We start from the raw sequence: 255 nt of genomic DNA on the forward strand, positions 1-255 counted from the left end.
GGGTGGGGGCGGAGCTCGGCGAGGCCGAGCTGGCGTTGGAGCACGTGGCGATCACCAAGGCGACGCTGGCGGTGGTGCTGGCCGGTGGCGGGCCTGATGGCGATGCCGCCGGCCGGCAGGCCGCCTCAGAGCGGGCCGCTGTCCCGTTCTGGAGCGTGGTGCTCGATGAGCGGGCGCTGCCGGCTGGCTATCGGGAACTGTGGGCGGTGCTGGTGAAGTCGCCGGACGGGGTGCGGTGCAAGGCGGCGGCGGTGT

The 255-nt window shown here is 74.5% G+C and carries 1 protein-coding gene; it reads left to right on the forward strand.

The window, feature by feature from the left end; translation table 11 throughout:
- Nucleotides 1-255 (forward strand): hypothetical protein (locus tag GWK61_RS55775; RefSeq protein WP_194922431.1); only part of this gene is annotated, 255 nt, incomplete at both ends.

This window comes from Catenulispora rubra (assembly GCF_015356825.1).
GTDB lineage: Bacteria > Actinomycetota > Actinomycetes > Streptomycetales > Catenulisporaceae > Catenulispora > Catenulispora rubra.